We start from the raw sequence: 25,099 nt of genomic DNA, 5'->3' as shown, positions 1-25,099 counted from the left end.
TGCAAATTCACCCGAGCCGAGGGAGCCGGGTGAGGCCGTTCAGAGCAGGGTGCAGCGGTGGTAAGGCGCTGCGTGAACGGAAATCTGGCAATGTCCGAATTCGATCGAAAACCTGTGGGAGCTGGCTTGCCAGCGATGGGGCCAGCGCATCTAGCGTCATCGTTGTCTGACCCACCGCCATCGCTGGCAAGCCAGCTCCCACAGGGTTTATCAGTGTTGACTGGTGTTTTTATTTACCGAGCTTCACCCGCGTCCAGCCGCGCGTCATGATCCGCTGCGTGGCAATTGGCTGATCCGGCACTGCATACAACGTCGCCATCACCACTTGCGACGGATACGAACCCGGTTCGTTGCGGATCGCTTCGTCCACCAGTGGCGTGGCCGCTGCGTTGGCGTTGCTGTAGCCGATGCTGTTGGTGACTTCGGCGATGATGTCCGGGCGCATCAGGAAGTCCATGAACAGGTAGGCGTTGTCGACGTTCGCCGCATCACGGGGGATGGCGACCATATCGTAGAAACTGCCGGCGCCTTCCTTGGGTATGCTGTAGTCGATCACCACCTTGTTGCCCGATTCCACCGCGCGGGCCTTGGCCTGCAGGACGTCGCCGGAGTAACCGACCGCCACGCAGATGTTGCCGTTGGCCAGATCGGAGATGTACTTCGAGGAATGGAAATACGCCACGTAAGGGCGGATTTTCATGAACAGCGCTTCGGCCTCGGCAATGTGCGCCTTGTCCTTGTCGTTCACCGGATAGCCCAGGTAGTGCAGGGCGGCCGGGAGCATTTCGGTCGGCGAATCGAGGAAACTGATGCCGCAGGCTTTGAGCTTTTCCGCGTTCTCCGGTTTGAACAGTAAGTCCCAGGAGTTGGTCGGGGCATTGGCGCCGAGTACTTCCTTGACCTTCGCCGGATTGAAACCGATGCCGATCGAGCCCCACATGTACGGGAACGCGTGCGCGTTGTCCGGATCACTGGCGGCGGCGTTTTTCAGCAGCACCGGGTTGAGATTCTTCCAGTTCGACAGCTTCGATTTGTCCAGCGGCTGGTAGACGCCGGCTTTGATCTGCTTGGCCAGAAAACTGTTCGACGGCACGACGATGTCATAGCCGGATTTGCCCGCGAGCAGGCGCGCTTCCAGGGTTTCGTTGCTGTCGAAGACGTCGTAGGTCACGCGAATGCCGGTCTCGTCTTCGAACTTTTTCACGGTATCCGGCGCGATGTAATCGGACCAGTTGTAAACACGCAGCACCTTGTCGTTGGCCTGGGCGCCCATGACCATTGCGCCCATTAAGGACAGTGTCAGCAGAGTCCTGCCAAACATTTTCATCGGTACAACTCCCTTCTTCTTATTCAACAAAACTAAAGCTCGGTGCACTTGAACCTTGTGGCGAGGGGATTTATCCGCGCTCGGCTGCGAAGCAGTCGCAAAACCTGAATACGGAGTCTTCAGGTAGAACTGCAGGGGCCGCTTCGCAGCCCAACGGGGATAAATCCCCTCGCCACAGTTGTTCATCGGTGTTGCTCAGGCAGTCGCCGCTGCCGGCTGTTGCCACGACTCATTCGCGGTCTGATCCATCGCTTCCTGAATCGCTTTTTTGCGGTTGGCCTCTGCCTTGCGACCGAAGTACCAGACCAGGAAAGTCACCAGCGACACCGCCAGCAGAATCAGGCTGGCGACGGCGTTGATCTCAGGCTTCACACCCAGGCGCACCGCCGAGAATACCTCCATCGGCAGCGTCGTCGAGCCCGGCCCGGAGACAAAACTCGCCAGCACCAGATCGTCCAGCGACAAGGCAAACGACATCATTCCGCCGGCGGCCAGCGACGGCGCGATCATGGGGATGGTGATCAGGAAAAACACTTTGAATGGTTTGGCGCCGAGATCCATCGCCGCTTCTTCGATCGACAGATCCAGCTCGCGAAGGCGCGCGGAGACTACCACCGCGACATAGGCTGCACAAAACGTGGTGTGGGCGATCCAGATGGTGACGATGCCGCGCTCCTGCGGCCAGCCGATCAGTTGCGCCATCGCCACGAACAGCAGCAACAGCGACAGACCGGTGATCACTTCCGGCATCACCAACGGCGCGGTCACCAGACCACCAAACAGCGTGCGACCCTTGAAGCGCGTCACCCGCGTCAGCACGAACGCCGCCAGCGTCCCCAGTGCCACAGCGGCAATCGCGGTGTAGCAGGCGATCTCCAGCGAACGCAGCACCGAGCCCATCAGTTGCGTGTTGTCGAGCAGGCCGACATACCACTTCACTGACCAGCCACCCCACACCGTCACCAGCTTCGAGGCGTTGAACGAGTAGATCACCAGAATCAGCATCGGCAGATAAATGAACATCAAGCCGAAGATCAGCATGAACTTGGAAAAGTTGAAGCGTTTCATCCCCGTGCCTCCATCTCTTTGGCCTGGCTGCGGTTGAACAGCAGAATCGGCACAATCAGGATCAACAGCATCACCACCGCCAGCGCGGAAGCCACCGGCCAGTCGCGGTTGTTGAAGAACTCCTGCCACAGCACGCGACCGATCATCAGCGTCTCCGGGCCACCCAGCAGTTCCGGGATCACGAACTCGCCGACCACCGGAATGAACACCAGCATGCAGCCGGCAATGATGCCGTTCTTGGCCAGCGGCACGGTGATCTTCCAGAAGTTGTTGAAGTTACTCGAACCCAGATCCTGCGCGGCTTCCAGCAGGCTGTTGTCGTGCTTGACGAGGTTGGCGTAGAGCGGCAGCACCATGAACGGCAGATAGGCATAGACCACGCCGATGTACACCGCAGTGTTGGTGTTGAGGATCTCGATCGGGTGATCGGTGAGTCCGGTCCACATCAGGAACCCGTTGAGCAGACCGTTGTTGCTGAGGATGCCCATCCACGCATACACGCGGATCAGGATCGCCGTCCAGGTCGGCATCATGATCAACAGCAGCAGGACGTTTTGCGTTTCCTTGCCGGTCTTGGTGATCGCGTAGGCCATCGGGAAACCGATCACCAGGCACATCAGCGTGCTCAGTGCCGCGACTTTCAGCGAGCCGAGGTACGCCGACAGGTACAGCTCGTCTTCGCCGAGCAAGGTGTAGTTGCCGATGTTCAGCAGCAGCTGGAATTTCTGTTCGGCGAAGGTGTAGATCTCCGAGTACGGCGGGATCGACAGCGCGGCTTCCGAGAAGCTTATCTTCATCACCAGAAAGAACGGCAGCATGAAGAACAGGAACAGCCAGATGAACGGAATGCCGATCACCAGTTTTCGTCCGCTGGGCACCAGGCGCAAGAATTGCTGATTGAAAGTTCTCATGAGCGCAGCACCACGCCGCTGTCGTCTTCCCACCAGACGTAGACCTTGTCGTCCCAGGTCGGCCGCGCGCCACGGCGTTCGGCATTGGCCATGAACGACTGGACGATCTTGCCGCCGGGCAGCTCGACGTAGAACACCGAATGGCCGCCGAGGTAAGCGATGTCGTGGACCTTGCCTTCGGACCAGTTGTAGCGGAACTCCGGTTGGGTGGTGCTGACGAGCATTTTTTCCGGGCGGATGGCGTAGGTGATCGACTTATCCTGCACCGACGTGCTGACGCCGTGACCGACATAGATCTTCTGTTGCAAGTCGGGGCTGTGAATGATTGCGTGGCCTTCCAGATCTTCCACCACGGTGCCGTCAAAGGCGTTCACGTTACCGATGAATTCGCAGACCATGCGGCTGACCGGCGCTTCATAAATGTCCACCGGGCTGCCGATCTGCGCGATCCAGCCCAGGTGCATGATCGCGATGCGCTGGGCCATGGTCATGGCTTCTTCCTGGTCGTGGGTGACCATGACGCAGGTCACGCCGACGCGCTCGATGATTTCCACCAGCTCAAGCTGCATCTGCGAACGCAGCTTTTTATCCAGCGCACCCATCGGCTCGTCGAGCAGCAACAGTTTCGGCCGTTTGGCCAACGAGCGGGCGAGGGCCACGCGCTGCCGCTGGCCGCCGGACAACTGGTGCGGGCGGCGCTTGGCGTATTGGGTCATGTGCACCAGACGCAGCATTTCTTCGACGCGGGCATCGATTTCGCTGGCCGGCAAACGGTCCTGTTTGAGGCCGAAGGCGATGTTCTGCGCCACGGTCATGTGCGGGAACAGCGCGTAGGACTGGAACATCATGTTGATCGGCCGCTCGTACGGCGGCATGTCGGTGATGTCCACGCCATCGAGCAGAATCCGCCCCTCGGTCGGCCGCTCGAAACCGGCGAGCATGCGCAGCAGAGTCGATTTGCCCGAACCGGAACCGCCCAGCAGCGCGAAAATCTCGCCCTGATGGATCTCCAGGGACACATCGTCCACGGCCACGGTTTCGTCGAACTTCTTGGTGACACGATCGACTTTCACCAGCACCTTTTTCGGTTGCTGCTGACCTTCGAGTGCCTTGCGGTAAGTGCTGGAGGCGTTTGCCATGTGAAACTCCCAACAGGTGTCGTGTGCCTGGCCAATGTGGCCGGGCTTAAGTGGATTGCAAGCCTGTAAGCGCTGCCCCGGTCGAATCGCCGCAATACCCTGTGGGAGCTGGCTTGCCAGCGATGGCGGTGGGTCACTCACCATTAATGTTGAAGGTGACGGCCTCATCGCTGGCAAGCCAGCTCCCACAGGGTTTTGCATTGTTCTGACAGGTATTGCACTTACCGATCCGGCTTGTCCGGCGCCGCCGTCCTGGCTGCCTGGGTCGTACTTGTTGTTATCACGGGTGTTGCGGTTCACGACGGGCGGATGTGCAAACGCACACCCGCCAGCCGTGGGGGCAGTAAATCGTTATCTGGTCTGGGATTGCGTCAGCGCTGACTGCGCTTCGCCGCCCGTTGCCGGCACGCTGCGCCGAACGCCTGGAAAATCTTCAGGTAGTTCGGGTTGTCCAGCACTTGCCATTCCGGGTGCCATTGCACGCCGAGGGCGAAAGTCGGGCTGTGCTCGACCGAGATCGCTTCGATCAAACCGTCCGGTGCCACGGCTTCAGCACGCAGGCCGGGAGCGAGGCGGTCGATGCCCTGACTGTGAATCGAATTGACCTGAAATTCGTCGGGCAGCTCCAGCGCTTCGAACACGCCGCCAGCGATCACACTGACCGCATGGGCCGGGGCGTATTGCACCGCCACGTCCGAGCTGTCGGCTTCACGGTGATCGAGCATGCCGGGCAGCTCGTGCACCTTCTGATGCAGGCTGCCGCCGAAGGCCACGTTCATTTCCTGGAAGCCACGGCAGATACCGAGCACCGGAACGCCCGCTGCGATAGCTGCACGCAATAAGGGAAGGGTAGTGGCGTCACGGGCCGGATCGTGATCCGTGCCGGGTGCACTGGCCGCGCCTTGATAGTGGAAGGGCTCCACGTTCGAGGGAGAGCCGGTGAGCAACAGACCGTCGAGCTGACCGAGCAGGTCATCGATTTCAGTCAGGTTGCCGAGGGAAGGAATGACCACTGGCAACCCTTGAGCGCCAACGCTGACAGCACGTACGTACTTGTCGCCGCTGATGTGATAGGGGTGCAGGCCAATCTGTTTGACGCACGCAGTAACGCCGATCAATGGCTTGAATGCCATTTTTATTCACCTCGAAGTCTGTCACTTGAACGAGCTTTTCCGGAGCTTAGCCTCGTTGATTTTAATTAACAACTGCCATGTAAAAAATTCTAAACGCCATTCATCAAATCGCTCAGGTTTACCGGGGTTTGCCGGCGGATATGGCACGAGAGTGTTAAGAAAAGCCCGAAAAATAAAGGCTGCAGGGCAGGGTGTTCGCTATTGACTTCACTTTGCCTTTCGGATTGACTGGCTGCGCAACACAGTGGTGAACATAATAATTAACAGCTAAATAGGTGCATCATGTCGGTCCCTCTGCGTACCGTTCAACTCAACGAAGCCAACGCATTCCTTAAGAAATATCCTGAGGTTTTGTACGTCGACCTTCTGATTGCGGATATGAACGGTGTGGTGCGCGGCAAGCGCATCGAACGCACCAGTCTTCATAAGGTGTACGAAAAAGGCATCAACCTGCCGGCGTCGCTGTTCGCGCTGGACATCAACGGCTCGACGGTGGAAAGCACCGGCCTGGGCCTGGATATCGGCGATGCCGATCGCATCTGTTACCCGATCCCCGGCACCCTGAGCATCGAGCCGTGGCAAAAACGCCCGACCGCTCAACTGCTGATGACCATGCACGAGATCGAAGGTCAGCCGTTCTTCGCCGACCCGCGTGAAGTGCTGGCCAACGTGGTGCGCAAATTCGACGACCTCGGCCTGACCATCTGCGCGGCGTTCGAACTCGAGTTCTACCTGATCGACCAGGACAACGTGAATGGCCGTCCGCAATCGCCACGCTCACCGGTATCCGGCAAGCGTCCGGTGTCGACCCAGGTTTACCTGATCGACGATCTCGACGAATACGTTGACTGCCTGCAAGACATCCTCGAAGGCGCGAAAGAGCAGGGCATTCCCGCTGATGCGATCGTCAAGGAAAGCGCCCCGGCGCAGTTCGAAGTCAACCTGCATCACGTCTCCGACCCGATCAAGGCGTGCGATTACGCGGTCCTGCTCAAGCGTCTGGTGAAGAACATCGCCTACGACCACGAGATGGACACGACTTTCATGGCCAAGCCGTATCCGGGCCAGGCCGGCAACGGTCTGCACGTGCACATTTCGATTCTGGATAAAGAAGGCAACAACATCTTCGCCAGCGAGGATCCCGAGCAGAACGCCGCACTGCGTCACGCGATCGGCGGTGTGCTCGAGACCCTGCCGGCGCAAATGGCATTCCTCTGCCCGAACGTCAACTCGTACCGCCGCTTTGGCGCGCAATTCTATGTGCCGAACTCGCCAAGCTGGGGCATCGACAACCGCACCGTGGCCGTGCGCGTGCCGACCGGTTCGGCGGATGCCGTGCGCATCGAACACCGCGTCGCCGGTGCCGATGCCAACCCGTACCTGCTGATGGCTTCAGTGTTGGCCGGCATTCACCACGGCCTGACCAACCAGATCGAGCCCGGCGCCCCGGTCGAAGGCAACAGCTACGAGCAGAACGAGCAGAGCCTGCCGAACAACCTGCGCGACGCCCTGCGCGAGCTCGACGACAGCGAAGTCATGGCGCGCTACATCGATCCGATGTACATCGACGTGTTCGTCGCGTGCAAGGAAAGCGAGCTGGCCGAGTTCGAAAACTCGATCTCAGACCTTGAGTACAACTGGTATCTGCATACGGTGTGATCACAGACACCACCGATCCAATGTGGGAGCGAGCCTGCTCGCGAATGCGGTATGTCGTTCAGAATATTGTTGCCTGACACGACGCTTTCGCGAGCAGGCTCGCTCCCACAGGGGATCGGGTTATCAATTTGGATGAGTGGGTGATCACCCGCCGTCGCCCAATTCGCCCTTGTCGAGCTCAAAATAATGACCACAACCCGCAACGACTGGGAACAACGCTTCCAGTCCCTGTCCATCGAATCCCGCGCCTTCATCGACGGTGAATATCGCCCGGCGATCAGCGGCGACACCTTCGAATGCCTGAGCCCGGTCGATGGCCGCTTTCTTGCCGCCGTCGCCAGCACCGATGAAGCCGACGCCAACCTCGCCGTCGAAGCCGCGCGCCAGTCCTTCAGCTCCGGCATCTGGGCGAAAAAAGCCCCGGCCGAGCGCAAGCGCGTGCTGATCCGCTTCGCCGATCTGATCCTGCAACACCAGGAAGAACTGGCGCTGCTGGAAACCCTCGACATGGGCAAGCCGATCAGCGATTCGATGAGCATCGACATCCCGGCGACCGCCAACGCGATCCGCTGGAGCGCCGAGGCCATCGACAAGATCTACGACGAAGTCGCCGCCACGCCGCACGACCAACTCGGCCTCGTTACCCGTGAGCCCTCCGGTGTGGTCGCGGCGATCGTGCCGTGGAATTTCCCGCTGATCATGGCCAGCTGGAAGTTCGCCCCGGCGCTGGCGGCGGGTAACTCGTTCATCCTCAAGCCTTCGGAAAAATCACCGCTGACCGCCATCCGCATCGCGCAACTGGCGCTGGAGGCGGGCATTCCAAAGGGCGTGTTCAACGTGCTGCCGGGCTACGGCCACACCGTCGGCAAGGCATTGGCGTTGCACATGGACGTCGACGTGCTGGCCTTCACCGGCTCCACGGCGATCGCCAAACAACTGATGATCTATGCCGGGCAGAGCAACATGAAACGCGTCTGGCTCGAGGCCGGCGGCAAGAGCCCGAACGTGGTGTTCGCCGACGCACCGGACCTCCGCGCGGCAGCCCAAGCGGCGGCCAGTGCCATCGCCTTCAATCAGGGCGAAGTCTGCACTGCCGGCTCGCGTCTGCTGGTCGAGCGCTCGATTCGCGAGCAGTTCATCCCGCTGCTGGTGGAAGCGCTGCAAGCGTGGAAACCGGGGCACGCGCTTGATCCGGCGACCACCGTCGGCGCCGTGGTCGACCAGCGTCAACTGGACAACGTGCTGCGCTACATCAGCATCGGCCGCGAGCAGGGCGCCGAGTTGATTGCCGGCGGCCAACGCACCCTCGAAGAAACCGGCGGCCTCTACGTGCAGCCAGCGATTTTCGACGGCGTGACCAATGCGATGACTATCGCCCAAGAAGAAATCTTCGGCCCGGTGCTGTCGCTTATCACCTTCGACACTGCCGAAGAAGCCCTGCAGATCGCCAACGACAGCATCTTCGGCCTCGCCGCCGGGGTGTGGACCAGCAACCTGAGCAAGGCTCACACCTTCGCCCGCGGTTTGCGCGCCGGCAGTGTCTGGGTCAACCAGTACGACGGCGGCGACATGACCGCGCCGTTCGGTGGCTTCAAGCAATCGGGCAACGGTCGCGACAAATCGCTGCATGCGTTCGACAAGTACACCGAACTGAAAGCGACCTGGATCAAGCTCTGACTCTTTTACAGCGGCGGCCGCCCCTGGTTGGCGGCCCTCGGAGAAACCTATGAAACAGCAACACGTAAACAGCTACTACGCCGCCACCCGCAACGAAGTCATCGACTTCCCGATTCTCGAAGAAGCGCTGGACTGCGACGTCTGCATCATCGGCGCCGGTTATACCGGTCTGTCCTCGGCGCTGTTCCTCAGCGAAGCCGGCTACAAAGTCACCGTGCTGGAAGCGGCGAAAGTCGGCTACGGCGCCAGCGGGCGCAACGGCGGGCAACTGGTCAATTCCTATAGCCGCGACGTCGACGTGATCGAAGAGCGCTACGGCGACAAGACTGCAGAAATCCTCGGCAGCATGATCTTCGAAGGCGCCGATATCATTCGTTCGCGCATCAAGGATTACGACATCAAGTGCGACTATCGCCCGGGCGGTATTTTCGCGGCGATGAACAAGAAACAGCTCAACGGCCTGGCCGAGCAGAAGCGCAACTGGGAACGCTACGGCAACCGCAATCTGAAGATGCTCGATGCAGCGGATATTCGTCGCGAAGTCGGCTCCGACGCCTACGTTGGCGGCTTGCTGGACATGCAGGGTGGCCACGTTCATCCATTGAACTTGGCCCTCGGCGAAGCCGCCGCCATCGTGCGTTTGGGCGGCAAGATCTACGAGCAATCGGCGGCGGTGGAAATCACCTACGGCGAGCCGATCACCGTGCGCACCGCCAAAGGTCTGGTCCGCGCCAAATATTTGCTGATCGCCGGCAACGCTTATCTGCCGCAAGGCCTCGACAACCGCGTCACCGCGAAAAGCATGCCCTGTGGTTCGCAGATCGTCGTCACCGAACCTCTGACCGAGCAGCAGGCGCGCAGCCTGATCACCAACAACTATTGCGTCGAAGACTGCAACTACCTGCTGGATTACTACCGCCTGACCGCCGACAACCGTCTGCTTTACGGTGGTGGTGTGGTCTACGGCGCGCGGGAGCCGGACGATATCGAGCAACTGATCCGGCCGAAGATCCTCAAGACCTTTCCGCAGCTCAAAGACGTGAAGATCGACTACCGCTGGACCGGCAACTTCCTGCTGACCATGTCGCGCATGCCGCAATTCGGCCGTATCGAAAAGAACGCCTACTACATGCAGGGCTACAGCGGCCACGGCGTCACCTGCTCGCACCTGGCCGGCAAACTGATCTCGGAAATGATCCGCGGCGACGCCGAACGCTTCAACGCCTTCGCCTCGCTGCCGCACATGCCGATGCTCGGCGGCCGCACCTTCTCCGCACCGCTTACCGCTCTGGGTGCCGTCTACTACTCCCTGCGCGACCGCTTCGGCGTCTGATTGACCTTGCCGGCGGCGGTCCGAAAGACCTCGCCGGTTTTTCACTTATGCAAAAGCACTGATGTCCACTGTGGAAGCGAGCCTGCTCGCGAAGAGGCCATATCAGGCGACATCGATTTGCCAGACACTACGCTTTCGCGAGCAGGCTCGCTCCCACAGTGACTGTATTGCCAAGGCCAACAGGACTTTTGCCGCACCATCCATCGAACCTGCTGAGCAACACCGGCAAACGTGATTTAATAGCCGCCTTTCACGGTTCCGGGACACGGGAGCAACGTGATCCGCGCGACCTGCGCGTCACCCGCCACCCACCCCCATCGCCCTTAAGTCGCTCTTACATAAGGCTGTCATGGATACGGGTTCTCGACTCAAACTAGTACGCGAAAGCTACAAACTCTCCCAGCGCGAGCTCGCCCGGCGTAGCGGCGTGACCAACGCGACCATCTCGCTGATCGAACAGAACCGCGTCAGCCCCTCCGTCAGCTCGCTGAAAAAGCTGCTCGAAGGCATACCGATGTCCCTGGCCGACTTTTTTACCTTCGACCAGCCCCCGCGCGAACACCAATACGTATTCCGCGCCAACGAACAACCCGACCTCGGCCGCCACGGCCTGCGCCTGCTGCTCATCGGCGCCTCGGTGCCCAGCCGCCAGATGCGCCTGCTCCGCGAACAATATGCCCCTGGCGCCAGCTCCGGCGAAGAGCCGATCGTGCATGCCGAAGGCGAAGAGTGCGGACTGGTCACGCGCGGCACGGTGGAATTGACCGTGGACGGGCAGGTGAGTGTGTTGAGTGCGGGGGATGGTTACTACTTTCCGACGACGTTGCCGCATAAGTTCCGCAATATCGGCGCGGATGAGGCGGAGATAATCAGTGCGAATACGCCGGCGAATTTTTGAAGGGCAGGCGTTTCGCATAGGTTTACCGAGGTTGATTTGCAGGCCCTCCCAGGCTGCCTGGGGCGTTGTCATGCGAAGCATTCGGATGTCGACATTTTGCGATGTCTTCAGGCAATAACCACTCGTCCGACACATCGCACGTTCGCCCCACAGCTTCTTCCAATGGTGTAACTCCCCACGCAACGGAAGAGCCACCATGCTGAACCAGAAAATTGCAGTGATCACCCTCGCGGCGTTGCTGTTCGGCAGTTCGCCGTACGTGCTCGCGGCGGGCGAAACGTCGACCCCGAAGGCGAGCGACGGTACCAGCCAGACTCGTGAACCGGCGTCTCCAGCCACCAATGCTGACCCGGATGCCGATTCGCTGCCCCCAGGTGGTGATGGTGGCAAGACCGACAATGGGCCGGTGCCTTCTGCCTCCAAACCTACCCCTGCGGGTCAACCATCCGGTAGCAGCAGTGGGGGTAGCGGCGGTGGTTGATGGCTCCCTCGCACTAGAATGCCCGGTTTTCCAGCCGGGCATTTTTCTGCATATCAGATAGTGATTTTTCATGACCCGATTTCTCTTGCGAGGTGAAGGGCTGATTTATTTTTGCCATTCGTCAGCCCCTCCGCATTTTCGCCGCTCGCGTTATTCCAATGCATACCTTACCCCGCAAAGGAACCGCCAACATGCGCAAACCCAACCTCGCAGCACTGACGCTAGCCACCCTGCTATCCGCCGCCTCGCTCTACGCAACAGCCGCCAGCGAAACTCCGGCACCCACCGCTAACGACGGCAATAGCCAAACCAATCCGAGTGCGCCGGAAGACATCCATTCCAATGGCGCCACCGTGCCCAAAGGCACGCAGGGCAACACCACCAATAATGACGGCTCTACACCTTCAGGTTCCAAGCCCAGTGGTTCGAAGCAATCGAACGACAGCGGCACCAGCAGCGGTGCTGGTGAGGGTTGAAGGTGTTTGCAGATGCAGCAAGCCCGGCATCAAGCCGGGCTCTCTGTCAGGCATTCCTCGATAACCGAAGCTATTTAGCCTTCCAGTTCCCGCCGCTGTTCTCGCAATCAATCTTCGCCTGCGCCAGGTGCTCACCGTCGTAGTAATACGTGGTGACTTTGGCGTTGTCGGGCATGTTCAGCGGTTTGGCGCTTTTGTCTTTGCTGGTCGAGTGCGGGTTGGCCAGGGATTCCTGGGTGAGGCGGGCGGTGCAGGTGGCCTGGTAGTGGTCGTCGCAGCGATCGACTTTTTTCTTGGTGGCGTTGAGGGTGTCCTTGCTTTCGTTGCTGCAGGACCAGTTGATGGAGTCCACGGGCATGCCTTCGTATTCGTAGCAGCTGTGGGTTTCCACCGCCGGCACCGAGGCGCTGGAGGAGCGGGTCTGCACGTCGCAGCCTTCGGCCATGACGCAGGTGGGGATGATGGCAAACGTGGCGATCAGGAGCAGCAGTCGGGTTTTCATCGGCAATTCCTCTCCAATGGCGCCGCGTCTGATCGGTGATTTGGCGCTTGTCTGGTTTCGAGGCGGCGAGGGCGGGCAAGGTTCAATCGGTTTGCGCTGAGCGATCTTCGCGTACACTGCGCAACAATCAGAAACATACAGCGCAGGATTCGATTCCCATGGCCCAAACCCTCGAACGCGCTATCGCCATTGCCGCCACGGCCCACACCGGGCAGGTGGACAAGGGCGGGGCGCCGTACATTCTTCATCCGCTGAAAGTCATGTTGCGCATGAATACGCTGGAAGAACGCATCGTCGCTGTGCTGCACGATGTGGTCGAGGATTGCGGGGTGAGTCTGGATGATTTGCGCGGGGAAGGCTTCAGCGAAGAGGTGCTGGCGGCGATTGCGGCGGTGACCAAAGTGCCCGGTGAGTCCTACGAGGATTTTGTCGACCGCGCCGCGCAAAACCCGATCGGCCGGGTGGTGAAGCTGGCGGATCTGGAAGAGAACAGCGATATCTCGCGGATTGCCTCGCCGAGTTGGGAGGATCTGGAGCGGATCGAGAAATATCGGCGGGCGATTGCACGCTTGCGTATGTAAGACGTATTGGATTCTTGTGGGAGCGAGCCTGCTCGCGAAGGCGATAGATCAGTTATCTATCTGTGACTGGCAGGACGCTTTCGCGAGCAGGCTCGCTCCCACAGGGGAATGGTGGTGCGTCAGATAAATAGCCAGGAAGGCGAACTATGAAATCCATTGTGTGCTTGTTGATTGCGGCCGGTTTCGGCGCGTTGTTGCAGTTTGAAGGCGTGCCTCACGGCTTGCTGTTGGGCTCGATTGTCGTTACTGCGTTGTTTGCCAGCAAAACCGGCATCGCCCCGGCAACTCCTTATGGCTTGGGCTACATCCAGGTCACGCTGGGCATCGCCACCGGGCTGATGTTCGAAGCATGGGACAGCGAAACGGCGACGACGATGCTGCCCAGCCTTGGCGTGTTGCTGATCTGCTTGACCGTACAAATTGCACTCGCCGGATGGTGGCTGACACGCGGTGCCGGCTGGAATCGCACCGATGCACTGCTGGCGGTGTATCCCGGCGCATTGGCCGCAGTGTTCGATTTGCTTGAGTCGGAAAAGGCTTCGAGCAAAGTCATCATCGTGCATCTGATGCGACTGCTGTTGATCACCGTGCTGGTGAGTTTGCTCATTCCCGGGCAAGCAGCGGTGGCTGAAGTAGTCAGCGATCCGTTGACCACAGGCATGGCGCTGACCGCGTTCTCTGTCGTCGCGCTGAGCGTATTGCTCGGCCGCCTGCTGTTGCTGATCGGCGTCCCGGCGCCGTTCATGCTCACTGCGATCATCATCACTGCTGTGTTTGTGAAGTCGGGATGGCTGCACGGCTTTCACATGCCGGAGTGGAGTTTGAACCTGGCCGCACTGATTCTTGGCGTGCGTATCGGCTCACGGTTTCAGGGGCTGGGCATCGCAGAGCTGGCGCGTCATGGGCGTACCGCTTTGGTTTCGGTCGGCTTGATGATCGTCGTCGCAGCGGCGTTTGCCGAGGTAGCTGCGCGCTGGCTGGGCAGTGATCCTCTGGCGCTGTGGCTGGCGTACATGCCGGGCGCGATCGAGACGATTGCGATTGTCGCGTTTGGCGGCGGGCTGAATGTGGTGTTTATCCTGACGCATCATCTGAGCCGGATGGTGCTGCTGCATTTTGCCCCGGCGTTGTTGGTGCAGGTCAGGCGTGGCCCAAGGCAATCGCGAATGACACGACGATCATGCAGGCGAAGGCGAAATTGAGATTCATGGGCTGTTCATCCTGAGCTTTTGAGAGTGTGGCCATTGTGAACAGGCGCAGCGCAAAGAAAAAATTCGCCGTGTTGATTCCAATGATCGAAAGCATTGATAGCCGCTGCGTTTGTATTTGCCTGAGACTTTCGCTAGTGTCGCTGAAACCTGCAACTACAAGCACAAACAGGCATAAACATGCACGACCACTCCATCGCCGAATTGCCGTCCCTGCGCCGGCAGAAAATCCTTTTGCTTCTCGAACGTGACGGCAAGGTCATGGCCTCCGAGCTGAGCCAGCATTTCGCGGTGTCCGAAGACACTATCCGCCGCGACCTTGCCGAACTGGACAGCGCCGGGCTGGTGCAGCGCGTGCATGGCGGGGCGTTGCCGCGACCGAAAGACTCGGGCAAAGATTACTTCACCCGCCTGGATGAGACCGACGAGGTCAAAGTACGTCTGGCGCAATTGGCGGCGCAGCATATAGAGGACGGGCAGATTGTGCTGTTCGATTCCGGCTCGACCACGTTGCAGGTGGCGCGCGCGCTACCCCCCAACATCCGCATCACCGCCGTGACCGCTTCCCCACTGACGGCGATTGCCTTGTCCGAATACAAAGGCGTGAAAGTGATTCTGGCGGGCGGTGAATTGAATCCGCATTCGATGTCGGCCAGTGGTCAGGAAGCGCTGCGACTGCTGGCCGGAATCAAGGCGGATCTGGCGATTACCGGGGTGTGTGCGATTCATCCCGAGGTCGGGATTACCTCGCTGCATTTCGATGAAGTGCCGATCAAACAGGCGATGCTCGACAGTGCAACGCGGGTGATTGCAGTGACTACGGCGGACAAGCTGGGCGCGGTGGAGCCGTTTGTGGTCGCGCCGTGTACGCGCCTGCATAGGTTGATTACCGAGCGGCATCCCGGGTCGGGGAATGTCGAGGATTATCGGCGGTTGGGGATTGTGGTGGAGCAGTTGCCGGATTGAAATTTTGTGGTGGGACTGATGGCCTCATCGCTGGCAAGCCAGCTCCCACAGTTTTTGCGGTGTACATGAATTTTGGGTACGCCACGGACACTGTGGGAGCTGGCTTGCTAGCGATAGGGCCAGTAAATTCAGCGCAACCGCTCGAGCATCTGGTAATACCACATCCCCGCCGCCAGCAACGGGTTGCCCAGCAGGTCGCCCATTGGCACGCGAATGTGCTGGCACGCGGCGAAAGTGTCGAATTGCTCCATTTGCCCGGTGATCGCGCGGCTCATGATCTCGCCCATGATGTGTGTGGTGGCGATGCCGTGTCCCGAGTAGCCCTGGCAATACCAGACGTTGTCCGAGAGCTTGCCCAGTTGCGGGATGCGGTTGATGACGATGCCCATCGCGCAGCTCCACTGGTAATCGATCGGCACGCCTTTTAGCGCCGGGAACGTGCGCTCGATACACGGGCGCAGTTCCGCAGCGATGTCGCGCGAATCCTTGCCGCTGTAGTTGGCGCCGCCGCCGAACAGCAAACGGCCGTCGGCGGTGAGCCGGTAGTAATCGAGGACGAAGCGGCAGTCGTACACGGCGAGGTCTTCGGGGTTGATCTGTTGCGCCAGATCACCGAGCGGCGCGGTGGTGACGATGCCGCCCATGGCCGGGAAGATCTTGCCCTTGAGCTGACCCGGTTCGAGCTTGTGATAGACATCGCCGGCGAGCATCACTTGATTGGCGTCGATCTGACCGTGAGCGGTGCGCACGCCAGGTGTGTCGCCGTGGATGATCTCCAGCACTTCACTGTTTTCGAAGATCAGCGCGCCCAGGCTTTCGGCTGCGCGTGCTTCGCCAATGCACAGGTTGAGCGGGTGCAGGTGCATGTTGCGGGTGTTCTTGATTGCGCCGTGGTAGAGCTCGCTTTGCAGCAGGTCGCGAACCTGGCTGCGGTCGAGCAGGCTCACTTCATCGCCCAATCCGCGACGCACGGCTTCGTCGTAATCCTTGCGCAGATCGACCATGTGGCTCGGCTTGTACGCCGCGTGCAAATGGCCGTGTTTGAGGTCGCACTGGATCGCATATTTCTCGACGCGCTCGCGGATGATTTCATGCCCGCGCCAGCGCAGATGCCAGATGAAATCGTCCACGTCATCGCCCAGTTTCGCGCGCATCTGTTTGCGCATCGCGCCGTCGCCGGAAAGGCTGCCGGTGACTTGCCCGCCATTGCGCCCGGTGGCGCCCCAGCCGATCTTGTGGCTTTCGACGATGGCGACTTTCAGGCCTTTTTCCGCCAGCTCGACGGCGGTGGCGACGCCAGTGAAACCGCCGCCGATGATCACCACATCGACCTTGTGCCGACCTTGCAGGGTCGGGTAGTCGGTGTCGCGGTTGAGGGTGGCGGTGTAGTAGGAATTGCAGCGAATGGTCATGTCGGGGTCCACACAAATTTTGAAATCGAAGTGCAATTCCTGTGGGAGCTGGCTTGCCAGCGATAGCGAACTGTCAGTCACCGCCGATGGTGAATGTGCCGGCCTCATCGCTGGCAAGCCAGCTCCCACAGGGGTTGGTGGTAAGGAATCAGGCCTCGGTCAGGTACCACCGCCAATCCTGCTCACCCACTTCAGCCATGAACTGCCGATACTCGGCACGCTTCACCGCCAGATACACCCCAAGGAATTCCTGCCCCAACGCCTCCCGTGCCCACGCGGAATTTTCCAGCGCCTGCAACGACGTCAGCCAATCGGTCGGCAGCAGTTCTTTCGCCTGGGCATAACCATTGCCCTCGACCGGGGCACCCGGATCCAGCTCTTCACGAATGCCACGGTGAATGCCGGCGAGGATCGCTGCCGCTGCCAGATACGGGTTGGCGTCTGCACCGCAGATGCGGTGTTCGATGTGTCGCGTAGGGGCCGGGCCGCCGGGTACGCGCAGGCTGACCGTGCGGTTATCGACACCCCAAGTCGGCGCCAGTGGCGCGTAGCTGTTGGCCTGGAAACGCCGGTAAGAGTTCGCGTTGGGGCAGAACAGCAGCAGCGAATCGAGCAGGGAGGCGAGCATGCCGCCGATCGCCGTGCGCAACAGCGGTGTGCCGGCCGGGTCTTCAGAGGCGAACAGATTACGCCCCTCGGCATCGGCGAGGCTGACGTGCATGTGCATGCCGGTGCCGGCCAGATCATCGAACGGCTTGGCCATGAACGTCGCCTGCATGCCGTGCTTGTGCGCCACGCCTTTGACCAGACGTTTGTAGCGTACCGCCTGATCCATCGCCTCCAGCGCATCGCCGTGTTCGAGGGTGATTTCCACTTGCCCCGGGGCGTATTCGGAGATCGCCGTGCGCGCCGGAATGCCGTGCAGTTTGCACGCGCTGTAAAGGTCGGCGAGAAACGGCTCGATCTGTTCCAGCTCGCGCAATCCATAGACTTGCGTGTGTCGCGGTCGCCCGCCGTCAGCGTCCCGCGCCGGTTGCGGGCGGCCGTTGTGATCGCGTTTGGCGTCGAGCAGATAGAACTCCAGCTCGCAGGCCATGATCGGGTGGAAACCCTCGGCCTTGAGTCCGTCGATCACCTTGATCAGCAGGTGCCGAGGGTCAGCGATGCTCGCCGGCAGGCCCTCGCTCGGGTGCATGCTGACCTGCACGGCGGCGGTCGGAATCTGTCGCCACGGCAGGCGCACCAGACTGCCTTGCAACGGATAGGCGCGGCAGTCGATGTCGCCCACATCCCAGACCAGTCCAGAGTTTTCCACGTCCTCGCCTTGTACGGTCAGGCCGAGGATGGTGCTCGGCAGTGGTCGGCCGCTTTCATACACGGCGAGCAGTTCTTCGCGATGCAACAGCTTGCCGCGCGGCACGCCGTTGGCGTCGAGAATGAACAGTTCGATCATGTCGATATCGGGGTTCTGTTCGAGGAACAGGCGTGCGTCTTCAATGGCTGCGAATTTCATGGCAAATCACTCACGATGGCGCCGCACAGGCGCGCAGATTCGGCCGGACACGACGCGACAAAAAGGCGTAGGTGTCCCGGCAGGGATATCAGGAAAATCGGGAAATTGACTGTCGCGGTTTCAGCTCACGCGATCAGGCAGGAACGGCGATATCCGGCGGGCGTGCGGAATGACGCAGCTTGGAGCGGCGCAGGGCCATGGGCAGATTGACGATGCGGTTCATACGCGGCCCCTGTTGCAGTGGGCGCGTACAGCAGAGACGTGCAACCTTTGCGGTTGTTGTGGTGACGTACTCATAACGCGTGTTTCCGTTGGCGGAAAGCGTCGGCGGCTGGGCAGGCCCGGCGACCGGTGTGCCCGGATAGTAAGGGGGAATTTGCGCGCGTGTAAATGGAAGATTCGTCGGTGGCGCTTTACGGCGTTTGGGCTGATTGGCCGAGTTGCCTTTTTCGCGAGCAGGCTCGCTCCCACAGGAGAATGCATTTCAAATGTGGGGAGCGAGCCTGCTCGCGAATGGCCGCACCTCGGTCCCGAGCGGACGCGCCGGGCCATCTCGTTGTTTGCCGCTGAGCCATTCAGCGCAGCACGTAGTCGTCCGGCTCCGGCGCGGGGGGCAATGGCGAGACGCCCAGTTCGTACAGCACATCGCGCTCCAGCGTGCGCACCAGTGCATCGGTCGGCAGATCGTTTTCATCGCGCCCGAACGGGTCTTCGAGCTCATCGGCAATCGCGTCGAAGCCGAAGAAGGTGTAGCTGACAATTGCCGTGAACAGCGGCGTCAACCATCCCAGCGATTGCGCCATGGCGAAGGGCAGCAACAGGCAGAACAGGTAGATGGTACGGTGCAGCAGCAGGGTGTAAGGGAAGGGCAGTGGCGTGTTCTTGATCCTGTCGCACACGGCCTGGGCCTGGCTCAGGCAGGTCAGGTGATTGGCCAGCAATTGATAACGCCATGGCGACAGCACACCGGCCGTTTCCAGCTCGGAACACTGGCGCCCGAGCTGATGAAGGATCTGTCCGCAGTGATCCGGCGCCGCCCCATCGATCGGCGGGCTGACCCAGTCGGCACTGGCCTGCTCCTCACTGTCTCCACGCAACCGCGCATTCAGCGCGTGGGCGAAACCGCACAGGTTGCGCAACAGTTGCCCACGCAGGCGGGTGTCATCGAGGTCTTGGGTTTCGCGCATCACCGCGCGCACCCGCAACAGCACTTCGCCCCAGGCCTTGCGGCCCTCGTACCAACGGTCGTAACAGGCGTTGTTGCGAAAGCTCAGGAAGATCGACAGCGACAGACCGAGCAGGGTGAACGGTGTCGAATTGATCTGCGCGAAGTAGCTCGGCACCAGTAGTTCGATCAGCACAATCGCCGCCGCCAGCAGTGTCAGCATCAAGGTGCGCACGGCGATGCGTTTGGCGATCGAGCCTCGGAGGGTGAACAGCACGGCCAACTGATTGGGTCTCGGTCTAACGATCATCTCGCGGTCCCGGTTGCGCGGCGAATCAGCCGCCGGTCATGTTCATGAAACGCACCACTTGCACGTCGTCGTTGACTTCGAAGTTGTGTCGATACGGCTTGAGTTTCATCGCCTCGATGATCGCGTTCTCCAGACGTTCCGGGTGGCCCGGATGGGCGCGCAACACCGCTTTGAGGTCCATCGAATGCTCGTTGCCCAGGCACAGCAGCAAGCGACCTTCGACGGTCAGGCGCACGCGGTTGCAGGTACCGCAGAAGTTATGGCTGTGCGGTGAAATGAAGCCCAGGCGAATGTTCGGCGCTTCGGCCACGCGCCAGTAGCGCGACGGCCCTTGCGTCGATTCGGTCGAGTCGATCAGGGTAAAGCGTTCGGCGATGCGTTCGCGCACTTGCGCGCTGGAATAGAAGGACTCGGCGCGGCTGTGTTCGGCGATCGCGCCCAGCGGCATCTCTTCGATGAAGGATATATCCAGATCACGCTCGATGGCGAAACTGACCAGATCGTTGATCTCGTGATCGTTGCGGCCCTGCATCACCACGCAGTTGAGCTTGGTGCGAGTGAACCCGGCGGCACGGGCGGCATCGATGCCGTCGATGACCTGCGCCAGATCGCCAGTGCGGGTCAGCTCTTTGAAGCGCTGCGGATCGAGGCTGTCGAGGCTGATATTCAGGCGCTTGACCCCAGCGTCGAACAGCGGCTGGGCCAGTCGGCCCAATTGCGAGCCGTTGGTGGTCAGGCACAGTTCGCGCAGGCCGGGCAGGGCGGCGATCTGTTCGCAGAGTTGCACGACGCCGGGGCGGATCAGCGGCTCGCCACCCGTGAGGCGGATCTTGCGCGTGCCGAGGGCGACGAAGCTTTGCGCTACCTGGAACAGTTCTTCGAGGGTGAGGATCTGCTGGCGCGGCAGGAACTGCATGTCCTCGGCCATGCAATAGACGCAGCGAAAATCGCAGCGGTCGGTGACCGACAGGCGCAGATAATCCACGCGGCGGTTGTGACCATCGATCAATTCACGCTGTGTCATGGGCTCGCCTCGTGGATGTGGAGCGCCGTCAGCGGGCGCAGATCGCGCAGGGTAGGCTGCGCCCGCCATGCCGTCCAATCACTCTGGCTGACCGAGTGATTGACGGCGTCGATGATGCCTTACGGTGCGCCAAACATTGCCGTCCAGTAAATGCCGGCGTTGCTTTTCGGGTCGGTCGCGTACGCGGCGCCCAGTTCCTGATATTGCGGATTCATCAGATTGGCGCAATGCCCGGGGCTGGCGAGCCAGCCGTCGACGACCTTGCCTACGGTGTCTTGCCCGGCGGCGATGTTCTCGCCGACCAGTTGCCCACTGTAACCGGACAGCTCGGCGCGGTCGCCTGGGGTGCGGCCGTCGCGGTCCTTGTGGTCGAGGTAATTGTTGTTGGCCATGTCGCGGCTGTGATCCTGAGCGACAGTGCCCAGCGTGGCATTCCACGCCAGCGGTGCTGCCGCTGCGAAGGACTGGCCGCCGCACTGGCGCGCCTGGCCGCGCGCGGTATTGAGTTGCGCCAGCAGCTTTTGCCCTTCGCTTTGTGCATCGCCGAGTTTCGCCGTCAGCAGCGGCCGCGCGAGAACGATGCGCCAGTCGCGGTCAACGCGGTTGACACCGATATCGACAAACTGCGGATCGAGCACCACCTGACAGAAGCTTTCCTGAATCGCCTTCATTGCTGACGCCGCATCGCGCGGGCCGTTGAGGGTGATCGCCTGCACGTTGACCATCGGGTACTGGGCGCTGGTCATGGCCTGCTGCAGATCGACCGCGCCGCTGGCCGGCAGGCGCAGCCGTGGATCGGCCGACAGCGGTGGCAACTCGTTTGACGCCTGCGTGCCGCAACGCTGGGGCTGGCTGCGATAGCTGTTGATCGACTCGATCAATTGCAGTTCATCGGCGGCCAGCGCCGAGGTGGCGAACACCACGCCCAGCGACAATGCGGCATAACGCAAAACGGACGGCATGAAGCGCATGGAAATCTCCCTTGAGCTGAATGCGCCCATGATGCGCGAAAGGCCCCCGGTGAGTGAATGTGTTTTTCTTTGCGGCGGATTTTTTTCTGCGCTGGTGTGCCCGCGCATTTGCTCGCTACACTCTGCGAAGACCCCGCAAACCGGGCGTCTCACCGACGTAACATCTTGCCCCGGGCGGGCGCTGACGGAAGAATCGACATGGGATCGAAAGGCTTGGCGGGCGGTTTGTTGTGGATCTTTCTGACCGGCGCAGCATGGGCCGGGGCGCAGGCGCCGATCGAGGCCAAGGCCGAACAGAAAGCCGAGGTGCTCGAAGAGAAAGCGGCAGACAAAGTCAGCGCCGCGCCGGCGCCGAAATCCGAGGCGATCACCCCGACCGAAGCGCAGGCGGTGGACCCGGCCGGCGCCGCGCCGCTGGACGATCCGCTGACCTGTCTCGCGCGCAGTATCTATTGGGAAGCCAAGGGCAAGGACACCCCGGAAATGGAAGCCGTCGCCAGTGTGGTGATGAATCGCCTCGGCCACGACGGCTTTCCCGACACGGTGTGCGCGGTGGTCAAGCAAGGATCGGAAAGCGGCAATTGCCAGTTTTCCTGGTGGTGCGATGGCAAGCCCGATCAGGTCAAGGAAGACGCCGAATACGCGTTGGCCAAGGAAATCGCCGGCAAGGCATTGAACCGTCAGCTCAAGGACCGCACGCGCGGTGCCCTGTATTTTCACGATCGTGGCGTGCACCCGAGTTGGGCCAAGGCCTATCGCAACACGGCGCAGACCGGCAGGTTCCTCTTCTACAAACCCGCCGGAGGCGACGCGCGTTAACTGGCGTGGGTGTTGAGAATGCTCGCCACCTGCCGCGGCTGACAGTTCAGATACGGTGACTTCTGCAACCAGCGTTGATCCGGATACCAGGAAAACATGAACTGGCCGTTCTTCAGGCGATCGATCACCTGTTTGGCGATCTGCGGCCGCACGGCGGGGCAACCCTGACTGCGGCCGATTCGCCCCTGACGCTTGCTCCACAGCGGGTTCACGTAACTGGCAGCATGAATCACGATCGCGCGATCACGGGCCAGATCATTGAAACCGGGTTCCAGACCATCCATGCGCAGCGAATAGCCGTGAGTACCTTCGTAGCTTTCCTGAGTGCGGAACAGGCCGAGGCTGGACTGATAACTGCCTTCACGGTTGGAAAACTGCGTGGCGAAGTTTTCCCCGGAGTTGGAGCCGTGGGCAACCAGGTCGCGCAGCACCAGCTTCTTTTTGCTCAGATCGAAGATCCACAGGCGGCGTTCGGTGGACGGTTGCGAATAATCGATGATCGCCAGATGCCGCGAGGGTTTCGCGCCGTTGTTGACCGCGCATTGCATGGCGTTCAATGCACCTTTGAGCGCTTGGGGATTGAGTTCCGGCGCGGCGTGGGCGAGGCTGTTGTAGAGAACCGGCGATGGCTTGCCGGCGGCAAATACTGGGCTGGTCACGGCGACAAGGGTCGCGGTGCTCAACAGAAGTCGGCGCAAAAACGTCAACATTTTATAAAGTGTCCTCAACTTGCTACATAAACGGCACTTTGGCTCCTGACTCCCAGTCAATACCCGCAGGCTCGCGGTTCGAGCCTGACTGTTCAGCGCACCTGATGTAAGGTTGACCGTCATCTGGACGGCCATGGATTGGAGTAAAGCAGTTGTTCAAAAAGTACGCATGCTACTTGAGCATTTGTTTGCTCGCTGCGCCGTTTGTCGCTTGCGCCGATGAGCCGCTGCCCCCGCTCGAAACCCTGCCGACGCCGGAAACGCAATTGCCGGTCGAGCCGCGCAGCCCGTTGCAGGCAGTTTTGATCAGCCTGGCGCAGTCGTGCCCGGCCATTGCTCCGCGCCTTAATGGCCCGGCGTTGAGCCAGTTGCAGGCGTTTTATGAACAGCAGGACTGGATGCCGGTGTGGGCGAGTGAGTCGGCACGCTTGCCGGCATTGCGCGCGCAATTGCAGCTGTTGGCCGATGATGGGTTGAATCCGAATCGCTATGCCGTGGCCACAACGCCGCCGCAGGATGGCGAGTTGTGTGCCGACATCGACATCAGCCGCAACTACCTGCAGGCCTTGCAGGATCTGCATTACGGCCGTCTGTTGCAGTCGCATTTCGAACCGCTGTGGCGTGTCGACGGCCCGCCGACCGACCGTCAGGCGCAATTGCTCAGCATTGCCGTGCCGGGCATGAACGATATTGCTGCGGCGTTCGACCTGGCCCGTCCGCATCTGCCGCAATATCAAAGCCTGCGTCAGCTGTATGCCGCGCAACGCTTGCAAGCGTTGCCGCAATGGCAGCCGGTGGGCAACGGCCCGTTGCTGCGTCCGGCGATGGAAGACCCGCGCGTGCCGGAACTGGCCCGTCGTCTGTACAACGAAGGTTATCTGGCACACGCACTGGTGACACCGGACAACGCCTACGATGACGTGCTGGTGGAGGCAGTGAAGCACTTTCAGGCCAGTCACTCGTTGCAGGCTGACGGCGTGGTCGGGCCGGGCACCATAGCCGAGCTGAACATCAGCCCGCTGACCCGCCGCGATCAGTTGCGCGTCAATCTGGAACGTTTCCGCTGGATGGCCCAGGACATGGAGCCCAGCGGGCTGGTGGTCAACGTGGCCGCCGCTGAGCTGACGCTGTATCAGGGCGGTCAACCGGTGTGGCAGACCCGCACCCAGGTCGGCCGCGCCGAACGCCAGACGCCACTGCTCAAATCCCGCGTCACCCGCCTGACGCTGAACCCGACCTGGACCGTGCCGCCGACCATCTGGAAGGAAGACAAGCTGCCGGAAATCCGCAAGGACCAGACCTTCCTCAGCCGCCAGAATCTGCAAGTGCTCGACGCCAACGGCCAGCCTCTGGCGGCGGCGGATATCGACTGGGACAACCCGGGCAACATCCTCCTGCGCCAGGACGCCGGCCCGCGCAATCCGCTGGGGCAAATGGTCATCCGTTTCCCCAACCCGTTCTCGGTCTACCTGCACGACACGCCGAGCAAGGCGCTGTTCGACAAAGGCCCACGGGCGTTCAGTTCCGGTTGCGTGCGCGTCGAGCACCCGCTGCAACTGCGCGATCTGCTGCTGTCCCCGGCAGAAAAATCCCGCACCGAGACATTGCTGGCGACCGGTAGCACCCATGAATTTCGCCTGTCGGCGCCGGTGCCGATCCTGATGACCTACTGGACGGCGCAGGTCGACAGCAGTGGCCAGGTGCGTTATGCGCCGGACATCTACAGCCACGACAGCGCATTGCTGGCGGGGCTGGATCGGGCGCACTAAGCCAGAACACTTCGGTCAGTTCCCTCTCCCTCGGGAGAGGGCCAGGG

The 25,099-nt window shown here is 60.9% G+C and carries 23 protein-coding genes; 11 read left to right on the top strand and 12 right to left on the bottom strand.

Annotated elements, in window-relative coordinates; genetic code table 11:
* Positions 1 to 229 precede the first annotated feature (229 nt).
* The 5 genes from BXA01_RS04950 to BXA01_RS04930 all read right to left on the bottom strand — a co-directional run bounded on the left by BXA01_RS04950 (position 230) and on the right by BXA01_RS04930 (position 5,578).
* Positions 230 to 1,327 (bottom strand): polyamine ABC transporter substrate-binding protein, encoded by a 1,098-nt coding sequence (locus BXA01_RS04950; protein ID WP_076563436.1) that lies wholly within the window; start codon positions 1,325 to 1,327, stop codon positions 230 to 232.
* Positions 1,328 to 1,522: 195 nt separating this feature from the next.
* Positions 1,523 to 2,395, bottom strand: coding sequence for an ABC transporter permease subunit (locus BXA01_RS04945; RefSeq protein ID WP_076563435.1), 873 nt, complete (start codon positions 2,393 to 2,395; stop codon positions 1,523 to 1,525).
* A complete protein-coding gene (locus BXA01_RS04940; protein WP_024013334.1) occupies positions 2,392 to 3,306 on the bottom strand; it encodes an ABC transporter permease subunit in 915 nt (304 codons plus the stop codon). Before BXA01_RS04940 ends, BXA01_RS04945 begins: the two co-directional genes overlap by 4 nt.
* Positions 3,303 to 4,445, bottom strand: coding sequence for a polyamine ABC transporter ATP-binding protein (gene potA / locus BXA01_RS04935; RefSeq protein ID WP_024013333.1), 1,143 nt, complete (start codon positions 4,443 to 4,445; stop codon positions 3,303 to 3,305). Before potA ends, BXA01_RS04940 begins: the two co-directional genes overlap by 4 nt.
* 371 nt (positions 4,446 to 4,816) lie before the next feature.
* Entirely contained in the window at positions 4,817 to 5,578 is a 762-nt protein-coding gene (locus tag BXA01_RS04930) for a gamma-glutamyl-gamma-aminobutyrate hydrolase family protein (RefSeq protein WP_076563434.1), read from the bottom strand.
* Positions 5,579 to 5,860: 282 nt separating this feature from the next.
* Between BXA01_RS04930 and BXA01_RS04925 the strand changes: the two genes are divergently transcribed.
* The 6 genes from BXA01_RS04925 to BXA01_RS04900 all read left to right on the top strand — a co-directional run bounded on the left by BXA01_RS04925 (position 5,861) and on the right by BXA01_RS04900 (position 12,102).
* Entirely contained in the window at positions 5,861 to 7,237 is a 1,377-nt protein-coding gene (locus BXA01_RS04925; RefSeq protein ID WP_007918694.1) for a glutamine synthetase family protein, read from the top strand.
* A gap of 183 nt (positions 7,238 to 7,420) precedes the next feature.
* Positions 7,421 to 8,914, top strand: coding sequence for an aldehyde dehydrogenase (locus BXA01_RS04920; protein ID WP_172834027.1), 1,494 nt, complete (start codon positions 7,421 to 7,423; stop codon positions 8,912 to 8,914).
* A 49-nt stretch (positions 8,915 to 8,963) separates the two neighbouring features.
* Positions 8,964 to 10,247, top strand: a complete 1,284-nt coding sequence (locus BXA01_RS04915) for an NAD(P)/FAD-dependent oxidoreductase (RefSeq protein ID WP_024013330.1) — start codon at positions 8,964 to 8,966, stop codon at positions 10,245 to 10,247.
* Positions 10,248 to 10,596: 349 nt separating this feature from the next.
* Positions 10,597 to 11,145, top strand: coding sequence for a cupin domain-containing protein (locus BXA01_RS04910; RefSeq protein WP_011333561.1), 549 nt, complete (start codon positions 10,597 to 10,599; stop codon positions 11,143 to 11,145).
* A gap of 196 nt (positions 11,146 to 11,341) precedes the next feature.
* Positions 11,342 to 11,626 (top strand): hypothetical protein, encoded by a 285-nt coding sequence (locus BXA01_RS04905; protein ID WP_076563432.1) that lies wholly within the window; start codon positions 11,342 to 11,344, stop codon positions 11,624 to 11,626.
* Between the two features lie 191 nt (positions 11,627 to 11,817).
* Positions 11,818 to 12,102, top strand: coding sequence for a hypothetical protein (locus BXA01_RS04900; protein ID WP_076563431.1), 285 nt, complete (start codon positions 11,818 to 11,820; stop codon positions 12,100 to 12,102).
* Positions 12,103 to 12,172: 70 nt separating this feature from the next.
* On the opposite strand, the gene BXA01_RS04895 is transcribed toward BXA01_RS04900, so the two are convergent.
* Complete coding sequence (locus BXA01_RS04895) at positions 12,173 to 12,604, bottom strand: hypothetical protein (RefSeq protein WP_076563430.1); 432 nt, start codon at positions 12,602 to 12,604, stop codon at positions 12,173 to 12,175.
* A 158-nt stretch (positions 12,605 to 12,762) separates the two neighbouring features.
* Between BXA01_RS04895 and BXA01_RS04890 the strand changes: the two genes are divergently transcribed.
* The 3 genes from BXA01_RS04890 to BXA01_RS04880 all read left to right on the top strand — a co-directional run bounded on the left by BXA01_RS04890 (position 12,763) and on the right by BXA01_RS04880 (position 15,359).
* Positions 12,763 to 13,185, top strand: coding sequence for an HD domain-containing protein (locus BXA01_RS04890; protein WP_076563429.1), 423 nt, complete (start codon positions 12,763 to 12,765; stop codon positions 13,183 to 13,185).
* Between the two features lie 146 nt (positions 13,186 to 13,331).
* Positions 13,332 to 14,387 carry an AbrB family transcriptional regulator gene (locus tag BXA01_RS04885; protein WP_076563428.1) on the top strand — a complete coding sequence of 352 codons (1,056 nt, stop codon included), beginning with the start codon at positions 13,332 to 13,334 and terminating at the stop codon, positions 14,385 to 14,387.
* 186 nt (positions 14,388 to 14,573) lie between these two features.
* On the top strand, positions 14,574 to 15,359 hold the full coding sequence (locus tag BXA01_RS04880) for a DeoR/GlpR family DNA-binding transcription regulator (protein ID WP_076563427.1): 786 nt from the start codon (positions 14,574 to 14,576) through the stop codon (positions 15,357 to 15,359).
* A 128-nt stretch (positions 15,360 to 15,487) separates the two neighbouring features.
* Here BXA01_RS04880 and BXA01_RS04875 read toward each other — a convergent pair whose 3' ends face one another.
* The 5 genes from BXA01_RS04875 to BXA01_RS04855 form a co-directional block, all read right to left on the bottom strand.
* On the bottom strand, positions 15,488 to 16,771 hold the full coding sequence (locus tag BXA01_RS04875) for an NAD(P)/FAD-dependent oxidoreductase (protein WP_076563426.1): 1,284 nt from the start codon (positions 16,769 to 16,771) through the stop codon (positions 15,488 to 15,490).
* A gap of 148 nt (positions 16,772 to 16,919) precedes the next feature.
* Positions 16,920 to 18,284: a glutamine synthetase family protein gene (locus BXA01_RS04870; protein WP_076563425.1), complete on the bottom strand. Its 1,365-nt coding sequence runs from the start codon at positions 18,282 to 18,284 to the stop codon at positions 16,920 to 16,922.
* 575 nt (positions 18,285 to 18,859) lie between these two features.
* Complete coding sequence (locus BXA01_RS04865; RefSeq protein ID WP_076563424.1) at positions 18,860 to 19,759, bottom strand: bestrophin family protein; 900 nt, start codon at positions 19,757 to 19,759, stop codon at positions 18,860 to 18,862.
* Between the two features lie 25 nt (positions 19,760 to 19,784).
* Positions 19,785 to 20,783 (bottom strand): GTP 3',8-cyclase MoaA, encoded by a 999-nt coding sequence (moaA, locus tag BXA01_RS04860; RefSeq protein ID WP_016775169.1) that lies wholly within the window; start codon positions 20,781 to 20,783, stop codon positions 19,785 to 19,787.
* Positions 20,784 to 20,902: 119 nt separating this feature from the next.
* Positions 20,903 to 21,754: a CAP domain-containing protein gene (locus tag BXA01_RS04855; protein ID WP_076563423.1), complete on the bottom strand. Its 852-nt coding sequence runs from the start codon at positions 21,752 to 21,754 to the stop codon at positions 20,903 to 20,905.
* A 198-nt stretch (positions 21,755 to 21,952) separates the two neighbouring features.
* On the opposite strand from BXA01_RS04855, the gene BXA01_RS04850 reads away from it, so the two are divergent.
* Complete coding sequence (locus BXA01_RS04850; protein WP_016775167.1) at positions 21,953 to 22,573, top strand: cell wall hydrolase; 621 nt, start codon at positions 21,953 to 21,955, stop codon at positions 22,571 to 22,573.
* On the opposite strand, the gene BXA01_RS04845 is transcribed toward BXA01_RS04850, so the two are convergent.
* Positions 22,570 to 23,283 (bottom strand): murein L,D-transpeptidase catalytic domain family protein, encoded by a 714-nt coding sequence (locus BXA01_RS04845; RefSeq protein ID WP_076563422.1) that lies wholly within the window; start codon positions 23,281 to 23,283, stop codon positions 22,570 to 22,572. The genes BXA01_RS04850 and BXA01_RS04845 overlap by 4 nt on opposite strands.
* A gap of 152 nt (positions 23,284 to 23,435) precedes the next feature.
* On the opposite strand from BXA01_RS04845, the gene BXA01_RS04840 reads away from it, so the two are divergent.
* Positions 23,436 to 25,052 (top strand): L,D-transpeptidase family protein, encoded by a 1,617-nt coding sequence (locus BXA01_RS04840; protein WP_076563421.1) that lies wholly within the window; start codon positions 23,436 to 23,438, stop codon positions 25,050 to 25,052.
* The last annotated feature ends 47 nt before the right edge of the window (positions 25,053 to 25,099 follow it).

The sequence above is a fragment of the Pseudomonas sp. B10 genome, from assembly GCF_900156235.1.
Lineage (GTDB): Bacteria > Pseudomonadota > Gammaproteobacteria > Pseudomonadales > Pseudomonadaceae > Aquipseudomonas > Aquipseudomonas siliginis.
Note: the sequence above shows the minus strand (reverse complement) of the source record. Positions and strands in the feature narration are given on the sequence as shown.

Coding starts and splice junctions, on each gene's coding strand:
- BXA01_RS04910 (WP_011333561.1), top strand. CDS start 10,597: ATGGATACGGGTTCTCGACTCAAACTAGTACGCGAAAGCTACAAACTC.
- BXA01_RS04895 (WP_076563430.1), bottom strand. CDS start 12,604: ATGAAAACCCGACTGCTGCTCCTGATCGCCACGTTTGCCATCATCCCC.
- BXA01_RS04905 (WP_076563432.1), top strand. CDS start 11,342: ATGCTGAACCAGAAAATTGCAGTGATCACCCTCGCGGCGTTGCTGTTC.
- BXA01_RS04930 (WP_076563434.1), bottom strand. CDS start 5,578: ATGGCATTCAAGCCATTGATCGGCGTTACTGCGTGCGTCAAACAGATT.
- BXA01_RS04870 (WP_076563425.1), bottom strand. CDS start 18,284: ATGAAATTCGCAGCCATTGAAGACGCACGCCTGTTCCTCGAACAGAAC.
- BXA01_RS04890 (WP_076563429.1), top strand. CDS start 12,763: ATGGCCCAAACCCTCGAACGCGCTATCGCCATTGCCGCCACGGCCCAC.
- potA (WP_024013333.1), bottom strand. CDS start 4,445: ATGGCAAACGCCTCCAGCACTTACCGCAAGGCACTCGAAGGTCAGCAG.
- BXA01_RS04845 (WP_076563422.1), bottom strand. CDS start 23,283: ATGTTGACGTTTTTGCGCCGACTTCTGTTGAGCACCGCGACCCTTGTC.
- BXA01_RS04875 (WP_076563426.1), bottom strand. CDS start 16,771: ATGACCATTCGCTGCAATTCCTACTACACCGCCACCCTCAACCGCGAC.
- BXA01_RS04945 (WP_076563435.1), bottom strand. CDS start 2,395: ATGAAACGCTTCAACTTTTCCAAGTTCATGCTGATCTTCGGCTTGATG.
- BXA01_RS04915 (WP_024013330.1), top strand. CDS start 8,964: ATGAAACAGCAACACGTAAACAGCTACTACGCCGCCACCCGCAACGAA.
- moaA (WP_016775169.1), bottom strand. CDS start 20,783: ATGACACAGCGTGAATTGATCGATGGTCACAACCGCCGCGTGGATTAT.
- BXA01_RS04925 (WP_007918694.1), top strand. CDS start 5,861: ATGTCGGTCCCTCTGCGTACCGTTCAACTCAACGAAGCCAACGCATTC.
- BXA01_RS04880 (WP_076563427.1), top strand. CDS start 14,574: ATGCACGACCACTCCATCGCCGAATTGCCGTCCCTGCGCCGGCAGAAA.
- BXA01_RS04885 (WP_076563428.1), top strand. CDS start 13,332: ATGAAATCCATTGTGTGCTTGTTGATTGCGGCCGGTTTCGGCGCGTTG.
- BXA01_RS04940 (WP_024013334.1), bottom strand. CDS start 3,306: ATGAGAACTTTCAATCAGCAATTCTTGCGCCTGGTGCCCAGCGGACGA.
- BXA01_RS04855 (WP_076563423.1), bottom strand. CDS start 21,754: ATGCGCTTCATGCCGTCCGTTTTGCGTTATGCCGCATTGTCGCTGGGC.
- BXA01_RS04900 (WP_076563431.1), top strand. CDS start 11,818: ATGCGCAAACCCAACCTCGCAGCACTGACGCTAGCCACCCTGCTATCC.
- BXA01_RS04950 (WP_076563436.1), bottom strand. CDS start 1,327: ATGAAAATGTTTGGCAGGACTCTGCTGACACTGTCCTTAATGGGCGCA.
- BXA01_RS04850 (WP_016775167.1), top strand. CDS start 21,953: ATGGGATCGAAAGGCTTGGCGGGCGGTTTGTTGTGGATCTTTCTGACC.
- BXA01_RS04865 (WP_076563424.1), bottom strand. CDS start 19,759: ATGATCGTTAGACCGAGACCCAATCAGTTGGCCGTGCTGTTCACCCTC.